We start from the raw sequence: 9,282 nt of genomic DNA on the forward strand, positions 1-9,282 counted from the left end.
AGACGCTGCGACGTCGGAAGATCTTGCATGCGCCGGCAAACCGGACTAAACAGCGCCCAACAGCTCTGGTTTCGGTGAATGCCGATGATCAAGAGCGGGCCCACCGGCCCGCTCTTTTTTATTGGCCCCAGCCCCGCCGGAGCGGGCGCGGTGCCGGGACGGGCGATCTCCGTCTTGCTCGTGCCCGGATTTCAGGGACTCAATCGGCTGGAGCGTCGAAACTCCAGGGCAGGCGACCGGACCATGAACGAGCCGACGGACAGCTACGGCCAGGATGAGCGCATCGTCGTCGAGGGCGGCGTCGCCTCGCGCGTCGCCGCGATCGTCGAGCCGGTGATCGCCGATCTCGGCTACCGGCTCGTGCGGGTGCGGGTCTCGGGCCAGAACGGCTGCACCGTGCAGATCATGGCCGAGCGCCCCGACGGCACGATGAATGTCGAGGGCTGCGAGGCGGTGAGCCAGGCGGTGTCGCCGGCGCTCGACGTCGACGACCCGATCCAGGTCCCCTATCATCTCGAGGTCTCCTCGCCCGGCATCGACCGCCCACTGGTGCGCGCCGGCGATTTCGCGCGCTGGGCCGGGCATCTCGCCAAGATCGAGACCAGCGAGCCTGTCGCCGGCCGCAAGCGCTTCCGCGGCATCCTGCGCGGCGTCGAGGGCGGTGACGCCCTGCTCTCCCGCGACGACGCCAAGAGCGAGGAAGAGCGCGACGTCGCCATTCCGATGCGGCTGATCGACGATGCCAGGCTCGTCCTGACCGATGCGCTCGTGACGGAATCGCTGCGGCGCGGCAAGGCCGGGCTGCCGCCGGAGATGCCGGCCGCCGATGACATCGCCACGCCCCGCAAGGGCCGCGGCAAATCCCTCGGTCCCCGCCCGGGCAAGCCCCGCGCGGCGGATTCCCAAGACAACCAAGAAGAGGAGTGAGCGCCATGGTCGTCAGCGCCAACAGGCTCGAACTGCTGCAGATCGCCGATGCCGTCGCCCGCGAGAAGTCGATCGACCGGCAGATCGTCGTCGATGCGATGCAGGACGCGATCGCCAAGGCCGCACGCTCCCGCTACGGCGCCGAGACCGACGTCCATGCCGAGATCAACACCAAGACCGGCGAGCTGCGCCTGGCCCGCCATCTCCAGGTGGTCGAGCAGGTCGAGAACGGCGCGACCGAGATCACCGTCGACGAGGCCAAGCGCCACAACCCGGCCGCCCAGATCGGCGACATCATCGCCGATCCGCTGCCGCCTTTTGATTTCGGGCGCATCGCCGCCCAGTCGGCCAAGCAGGTCATCGTGCAGAAGGTGCGCGAGGCCGAGCGCGACAGGCAATATGACGAATACAAGGATCGCATCGGCGAGATCGTCAACGGCGCGGTCAAGCGCGTGGAATACGGCAATGTCTTCGTCGATCTCGGCCGCGGCGAGGCGATCATCCGCCGCGACGAGATGATCCCGCGCGAGACCTTCAAGGTCGGCGACCGGGCCCGGGCCTATGTCTACGACGTGCGCCGCGAGCCGCGCGGCCCGCAGATCTTCCTGTCGCGCACCCATCCGCAATTCATGTCGAAGCTCTTCGGCCAGGAAGTGCCGGAGATCTACGACGGCATCGTCGAGGTGAAGGCGGTCGCCCGCGATCCCGGCTCCCGCGCCAAGATCGCGGTGATCAGCCGCGATTCCTCGATCGATCCGGTCGGCGCCTGCGTCGGCATGCGCGGCTCGCGCGTGCAGGCCGTGGTCGGCGAGCTGCAGGGCGAGAAGATCGACATCATCCCGTGGTCGCCTGACGTCGCGACCTTCGTCGTCAACGCGCTGCAGCCGGCGGAAGTCGCCAAGGTCGTGCTCGACGAGGAAGCCGACAAGATCGAGGTGGTGGTGCCCGACGAGCAGCTCTCGCTCGCCATCGGCCGCCGCGGCCAGAATGTCCGCCTCGCCTCGCAGCTCACCGGCTGGGACATCGACATCCTGACCGAGGCCGAGGAATCGGAGCGCCGCCAGAAGGAATTCCTGCAGCGCACCGAGATCTTCATGAACGCGCTGAACGTCGACGAGACGGTCGGCCAGTTGCTCGCCTCCGAAGGCTTCCGGACGGTCGAGGAGGTCGCCTATGTCGAGCCGACCGAGCTTTCCTCGATCGAAGGTTTCGACGAGGATACGGCGGCCGAGATCCAGAACCGCGCCCAGGAATATCTGGCCGCGATCGAGGCCGAGCATGACGAGAAGCGCCGCGCGCTCGGCGTCTCCGACGATCTGCGCGAGGTCGAGGGCATCACCACCGCGATGATGGTCGCGCTCGGCGAGAACGACGTGAAATCCGTCGAGGACCTCGCCGGCTGCGCCACCGACGACCTCATCGGCTGGACCGAGCGCAAGGATGGCGAGACCACCCGCCATGCCGGCTATCTCGACGGGTTCGACCTGTCGCGCCAGGATGCCGAGGCGATGGTCATGGCCGCCCGCGTCAAGGCCGGCTGGATCGAGGCGCCCGCCGCGATCGAGGAGCCCGAGGCGGAAGGCGAGGCCGCGGAGGCCTGATCGGGGATCGCGGCGATGGGACGATCGGCGATCTTGCGGGAAGCCCGGCATGACGGGCCGGAGCGGAGCTGCGTCGTCACACGCGCGGTCAAGGCGCCCGAGGATCTGATCCGTTTCGTCGCCGGGCCCGACGGCGTGATCGTGCCCGATCTGCGGCGCAAGCTGCCCGGGCGCGGCGTCTGGACGAGCCTCAGCGCCGGCACGGTCGCCGAAGCCGTCAAACGGAAGGCCTTCGAGCGCAGCCTCAAGGCGAAGGTCATCGTTCCGGCGGATTTGCCTGCGATGATCGACAGGTTGTTGGTCAGGGACGCGCTGCAGGCGCTCGCCATGGCCAACAAGGCAGGGCTGGTGCAGTCCGGCTTCTCCAAGGTCGAGGCCATGGCGGGAGCGGGGCGCTGCGCAGCGGTGATCGAAGCCAGCGACGGAGCGGAGGATGGGCGCCGGAAGGTGTCCCAGGCGCTGCATCGGGCCGGATTGGCCCGGGAATCCGAGGGTTTGAAGCCGCGAAACATCCCGGTCATATCATTTTTCGCGGCAACTGATTTGGAATTGGCGTTAGGGCGACCACATGTGATACATGCGGCGCTTGCTCCGGGACCGGCGGCTGAGGCTTTCCTCTCCCGCTGGCGTCGGCTCGTCCGCTACCGGACGGACGATGCCGGGGACGCAGGACCGGACGACGCTTCCGAGCCCGGCGACAGAGACGACCAGACGACCGAAGCGGCAGGACCGAAAGCGGCAGGACCGAAAGCATAATGAGCGATACCAAGACCCCGGGCGACAAGACCTTGACCGTCAGTCCCCCGAAGACGCTGACGTTGAAGCGGCCTGTCGAGCAGAGCACTGTTCGCCAGAGCTTCTCGCATGGGCGCTCCAAGCAGGTCGTCGTCGAAGTCAAGCGGCGCGTCGCTGGCCCGGATGTGAAGGATGCGCCGATCCAGCGCGCGCCCCAGCCGCAGGTCCAGCAGGCCGCTCCGCGTCCGGCCCCGCCGGCATCGCCGCCGCCGCCGCAGCGCCCTGCCGGCAGCATGCTGCTGCGCACCTTGTCGGAAGACGAGAAGGACGCCCGCCAGCGCGCCCTCGCCGATGCCCGCGACCGCGAGGCGGAAGCCCGCCGCATGGCCGAGGAAGAGGCGCGCCAGCGCGCCGCCGTGATCGAGCGCGAGCGCCAGGAGCGCGAGGCCGCTCTGGCCCGCCAGCGCGAGGATGACGAGCGCCGGCGCCAGGAAGAAGACCGCAAGCGCCGCGCCGAGAGCGCCGCCCGCCAGCGCATGGACGAGCCGCAGGCGCCGCGCCCGGCCGCCACCGATGCGCCCGCCGCCCCGGGGGCGCAGGCGCCCGCCGCTCCGGCCTCGCAGCCCTATGCCCAGGCCCCGCGTCCCGCGCCGTCCGGCCCGCGCGATTTCGCGCCGCGGACCCCGATGCGCGACATCGGTGCCCGTCCGCCGCGGCTGGATTCGCGTCCGCCGCGCCTCGATTCCCCGCGGCCGCCGCGTCCCGTCGATACCACCGCCCCGGCCGAGCCGGCCGTGGTGCGCCCGACGCGCCAGGCGCCCTCGACCGCTGCCCCGCGCAGCCGTCCCGACGATGGCGAGGCGCGTCCCGCCTTCCGTCGCCCCGGTGGCGGCCCGGCCGGCGCGCGTGGCGCACCCGCTCCCGCGCCCAAGACTCCCAAGGTCGGCGAGAAGCCGCGCGGCCGCCTGACGCTGTCGACGGCGACCGGAGGCGATGACGAGCGGACCCGCTCGGTCGCCGCCTTCCGCCGCCGTGTCCAGCGCATGACCGGCCACCGCGCCTCCGACGTCGCCAAGGAGCGCGTGATGCGCGAGGTGATCGTCCCGGAGACGATCACCATCCAGGAACTGGCCAACCGCATGTCGGAGCGCGGCGTCGACGTCATCCGCCTGCTGATGAAGCAGGGCGCAATGCACAAGATCACCGACGTGATCGACGCAGACACCGCCCAGCTCGTCGCCGAGGAAATGGGCCATACGGTCAAGCGCGTCGCCGAATCCGACGTCGAGGAAGGCCTGTTCGACACGCCCGACACCGACGAGATGCTGCTGCCGCGTCCGGCGGTCGTGACCATCATGGGCCATGTCGACCACGGCAAGACCTCGCTGCTCGACGCGATCCGCAAGACCAATGTCGTCACCGGCGAGGCCGGCGGCATCACCCAGCATATCGGCGCCTATCAAGTGACGACGCCGTCCGGTGCCAAGGTGACCTTCATCGACACGCCCGGCCACGCCGCCTTCACGGCGATGCGCGCCCGCGGCGCCAAGGTGACGGATGTCGTGGTGCTGGTGGTGGCCGCCGATGACGGCGTGATGCCGCAGACGGTGGAGGCGATCAACCACGCCAAGGCGGCGAAAGTGCCGCTGATCGTGGCGATCAACAAGATCGACAAGAACGACGCCAACCCGGACCGCGTGCGGTCCGAGCTGCTGCAATACGAGATCCAGGTCGAGTCGCTCGGCGGCGAGACGCTGGAAATCGACGTCTCGGCCAAGACCGGCAAGAATCTCGACAAGCTGCTCGAGGCGATCGCCCTGCAGGCCGAGCTGCTCGATCTGAAGTCCAATCCGGACCGTCCGGCCGAAGGCACCGTGATCGAGGCCAAGCTCGACCGCGGCCGCGGCCCGGTGGCGACCGTGCTGGTGCAGCGCGGCACGCTGCGCACCGGCGACATCGTCGTGGCCGGCGCCGAATGGGGCCGGGTCAGGGCGCTGATCGCCGATACCGGCGCGCAGATCAAGGAGGCTCCGCCCTCCATGCCGGTCGAGGTCCTGGGCTTCAACGGCACGCCCGAGGCCGGCGACCGCGTCGCGGTGGTCGAGTCCGAGGCGCGTGCCCGCGAGGTCACGGATTATCGCGAGCGTCAGCGCCGCGACCGCCTCGCCGCGCGCGGCGGTGCCTCGGGTGGCGGGCGTTCGCTCGCCGAGATGATGCGCGACCTCAAGGAGGGCGCCGGCCGCAAGGAGTTCCCGCTCGTCATCAAGGGTGACGTGCAGGGCTCGGTCGAGGCCATCGTCGGCACGCTCGAGAAGGTCGGCAATGACGAGGTGCGCGCCCGCGTGCTGCAGTCGGGCGTCGGCGCCATCACCGAATCCGACATCACCCTCGCCCAGGCTTCGGGCGCCGCGGTGATCGGCTTCAACGTCCGCGCGCATAAGGAAGCGCGCGAGGCGGCGGAGCGGGCTGGCGTCGAGATCCGCTACTACAACATCATCTACAACCTGGTGGATGATGTGAAGGCGGCGATGTCGGGCCTGCTGGCGCCGACCCTGCGCGAGACCATGCTCGGCAACGCCCAGATCCTCGAGATCTTCGCGGTCTCGAAGGTCGGCAAGATCGCCGGCTGCCGCGTCACCGACGGCACGATCGAGCGCGGCGCCAATGTCCGCCTGATCCGCGACAATGTCGTGGTTCACGAGGGCAAGCTGGCGCAGCTCAAGCGCTTCAAGGACGACGCCAAGGAAGTGGTGGCGGGCCAGGAATGCGGCATGTCCTTCGAGAACTACCAGGATATGCGCGCCGGCGACGTCATCGAGTGCTATCGCGTCGAGGAGATCAAGCGGACGCTGTGAGACGGGCCGGTCGTCCGGAAGCTGCGCCGGCGCGGCGCCGGACGACCACCACCGGCCCCTGCGCCTCTCGCGCCGCTTCTCCCGCGTCGCGTCTCTCGCGCCGCCGCGAGGATGTTTTCGTCCCGCCGCGGCGTCGAACGCCCGACTAGAACCCTGAACCGCTCATCCGGTCCGATCCCGGAGACCTGGAACCATGGCCAAACCAGCAAGATCATCCGGCTCGAACCAGCGCCAGCTGCGCATCGGCGAACTCGTGCGCCATGCGCTGGCGGAGATGCTGGCGCGCGGCGACATCCATGACGAGGTGCTGTCGAAGCATGTCGTCACCGTCCCGGAAGTGCGGATCGCGCCCGATCTGAAGCTCGCGACCTGTTTCATCATGCCGCTCGGCGGCGGTGACGTGAAACCGGTGCTGAAGGCGCTGAACGATCACAAGCGCTATATCCGCGGCGAGATCGCCCATCGGGTCAATCTGAAATACGCCCCCGATATCCGCTTCCTGGCCGATGAGAGCTTCGCCGAGGCCGAGCGGGTCGATGCGCTGCTCTATTCCGACAAGGTGCGCCGGGACATCCTGAAGCAGCCGCTGCGGCTGCCGCAGGATGGCGAGGCGCCCGACAGCGATACATCCGGCTCCGCGCCGCGCAAGGCCGAGAGCTCCGATGAGTGAGGCGCCGCTCGATGCCGCTTCGCTGCCGGACGAGCGCCAGAGCCCGTCGCAGCGCCCGAAGAAGCGCGACGTCCATGGCTGGGTGGTGCTCGACAAGCCGGTCGGCATGACCTCGACCCATGCGGTCGCCGTGGTGAAACGCGCCTTCGCGGCGAAGAAGGCCGGCCATGCCGGCACGCTCGATCCCCTCGCCTCCGGCCTGCTGCCGATCGCGCTCGGCGAGGCGACGAAGACCGTGCCTTTCGTCATGGATGGCCGCAAGGCCTATCAGTTCACCGTGTCCTGGGGCTCCCAGACCGAGACCGACGACACCGAGGGCAAGGTCATCGCGACCAGCGATGCCAGGCCGCAGGAGGCGGCGATCCTGGCGCTGCTGCCGCGCTTCACCGGCACGATTCTGCAGGTGCCGCCGAAATATTCGGCGATCAAGATCGCCGGCGAGCGCGCCTATGATCTCGCCCGCGACGGCGAGGATGTGCAGCTCGAGCCGCGGCCCGTCGAGATCGACGCCTTGCGCATCGTCAGCCATGACGGGGCGACGACGACCTTCGAGGCCGAATGCGGCAAGGGCACCTATGTCCGCGCCATCGCCCGCGATCTCGGTCTCGCTCTGGGCTGCCTCGGCCATGTCGCCCATCTCCGGCGCACCCGCGTCGGACCCTTCGCGATCGCCGACGCCGTCGCGGTCGATCGGCTGCGCGAAGGGCCGGACCAGGCGCAGGCCGCGCTGCTCCCGGTCAAGGCCGCGCTGGCGCTGATCCCGGAGATCGCGGTCAGCCGCGACGGGATGCTGCGGCTGAAGCGCGGCCAGAGCGTGCTGCTGCGCGGCCGCGATGCGCCGATCGACAGCGACGCCGTCTATGCGACCTCCGGCGGCGTGCTGATCGCCACCGGCTCGGTCGATCGCGGCGAATTGGTGCCGCACAGGGTGTTCAACCTCTAGGCACGGGGCTGTTTGCCGGCTTGAGGGCCTATTAACCGGTCCTGGACATAATCCGACAGGTCTATCCCGTCTGCGCCCGCAGACGCCGCCTGTCCGGAACCGCTCCCCATGATCTTCTCGACGTCCGTGCGCCGCTATCTGCTGGCGACGATGGTGGCGATCAGCGCCCCCGCTCTCGGCACACTCGGCTATCTCGGCTTCATCGCCATTTCGGATCTGCGCACCAATCATCGTCTGGCCGGGCTGGTCGAGGCCGACCGGGCGCTGCTGATCAGCGGCAATGCGATCCGCTCCGACCGCGGCAAGGTGCAGACCAGCCTGCAGGCCGAGGATGACGCGGCGGCGACGATCCGCACCGTGCTGGCGACCGGCCAGTCGCAGGTCGCCAGCGCGGTCGCGAGGCTGACCGCCGCCGATCTGCCGGGCCAGGCCGGGCTGGTCCAGGCCATCACCCAGGCGCAGAAGGCGATGGAAGCGCGCATCGGCGATCTCAACGCCGAAGCGGCCAAGCCCAAGGCGCAGCGCAGCCTCGCCGCCACCATGCCTTGGTACGATGCCGTGGGCGAGATCGAGGCGGCCCTGACCAAGGCCTCCGCCGCGGCCTCTCTGGCGGTGCGGCGCGAGGATCCGGTGCTGGCGGAGCTGCAGGCGATCAAGGCGGCCGGCTGGCAGATGCGCTCGAGCTATGGGCTGCAATGCTCGGTGCTGCGGCCGGCGCTCGGCTCCGGCCAGGCGCTGACCCCGGCGCAGATGCAGCGCTTCGGCGAATTGCGCGGCGCCAGCACCAGCGCCCAGAGCACTCTGGCGGGCCTCGTCGCCAGTCCCGGAATGCCGGCGAGCGTGGCGGCCAAGGTGACCACCGCCAACCAGCAGGTCACGGCGGCCAACCAGGCCATGGACCAGCTCGTCGCCAAGCTCGGCGCCGGCGGCGGCCCTGTGATCGCGGCGCAGGACTGGACGAGCCTGTGCAACGGCCCGTTCACGGCGATCGTCGCCGCCGTCACCGGCTCGCTCGACGAGATGCTGGCGACGACGGCCGAGCAGAGCAGCCAGGCGATGACCCGGCTCGCTCTGATCGGCGCGCTGCTGCTCGCGCTGATCGGGCTGTGCCTGTTGAGCTGGCGCGGCGTGCGCAAGCGCCTGGCCAATCCGCTGGTGGCGATGAACGCCGCTCTGGCCCGGATGCAGGCCGGCGATGTCGACCATCCGGTCCCGGCCGCCCCCTGCCCCGACGAGGTCGGCGCGCTGAGCAGCGCGCTCGAGGCCTATCGCGAGAATCTGTCGCGGGTCCAGATGCTGGAGGAGCAGGAGCGCGCCGCCGCCGAACGGCGCCTCGCCAGGGCACAATCGGTCGACGCCATCGTCTCCGACGTGACCGATATCGTCGCGGCGGCCGCGGCGGGGGATTTTTCCGCCCGCCTCCAGATCGGCGACGCCGATCCGCAGATGCAGAAGCTGGTGGCGGGGATCAACGAGATCAACGCCGTGGTGGATTCCGCCACGACCGAATTCGCGCGATCCCTGCAGGCTGTGGCGGGTGGGGATCTGACG

At 69.7% G+C, this 9,282-nt stretch carries 7 protein-coding genes; all 7 read left to right on the top strand.

Features of this window, described 5'->3' with window-relative positions; all coding sequences use genetic code 11:
* The first annotated feature begins 243 nt into the window (after positions 1 to 243).
* Positions 244 to 927, top strand: coding sequence for a ribosome maturation factor RimP (gene rimP / locus ASG72_RS05565; protein WP_082540096.1), 684 nt, complete (start codon positions 244 to 246; stop codon positions 925 to 927).
* Between the two features lie 5 nt (positions 928 to 932).
* Complete coding sequence (gene nusA / locus ASG72_RS05570) at positions 933 to 2,528, top strand: transcription termination factor NusA (protein WP_056709780.1); 1,596 nt, start codon at positions 933 to 935, stop codon at positions 2,526 to 2,528.
* 15 nt (positions 2,529 to 2,543) lie between these two features.
* Positions 2,544 to 3,284, top strand: a complete 741-nt coding sequence (locus tag ASG72_RS05575) for an RNA-binding protein (protein WP_056709782.1) — start codon at positions 2,544 to 2,546, stop codon at positions 3,282 to 3,284.
* Positions 3,284 to 6,118 carry a translation initiation factor IF-2 gene (gene infB / locus ASG72_RS05580; protein ID WP_056709784.1) on the top strand — a complete coding sequence of 945 codons (2,835 nt, stop codon included), beginning with the start codon at positions 3,284 to 3,286 and terminating at the stop codon, positions 6,116 to 6,118. The genes ASG72_RS05575 and infB overlap by 1 nt, the downstream gene beginning before the upstream one ends.
* 193 nt (positions 6,119 to 6,311) lie before the next feature.
* On the top strand, positions 6,312 to 6,788 hold the full coding sequence (gene rbfA, locus ASG72_RS05585) for a 30S ribosome-binding factor RbfA (RefSeq protein WP_056709787.1): 477 nt from the start codon (positions 6,312 to 6,314) through the stop codon (positions 6,786 to 6,788).
* A complete protein-coding gene (truB, locus tag ASG72_RS05590; protein WP_056709789.1) occupies positions 6,781 to 7,731 on the top strand; it encodes a tRNA pseudouridine(55) synthase TruB in 951 nt (316 codons plus the stop codon). The genes rbfA and truB overlap by 8 nt, the downstream gene beginning before the upstream one ends.
* A gap of 108 nt (positions 7,732 to 7,839) precedes the next feature.
* Positions 7,840 to 9,282, top strand: a 1,443-nt coding sequence (locus ASG72_RS05595; RefSeq protein WP_056709791.1) for a HAMP domain-containing protein, incomplete at its 3' end; no start/stop codon positions are given.

It is taken from the genome of Allobosea sp. Leaf344 (assembly GCF_001426225.1).
GTDB lineage: Bacteria > Pseudomonadota > Alphaproteobacteria > Rhizobiales > Beijerinckiaceae > Allobosea.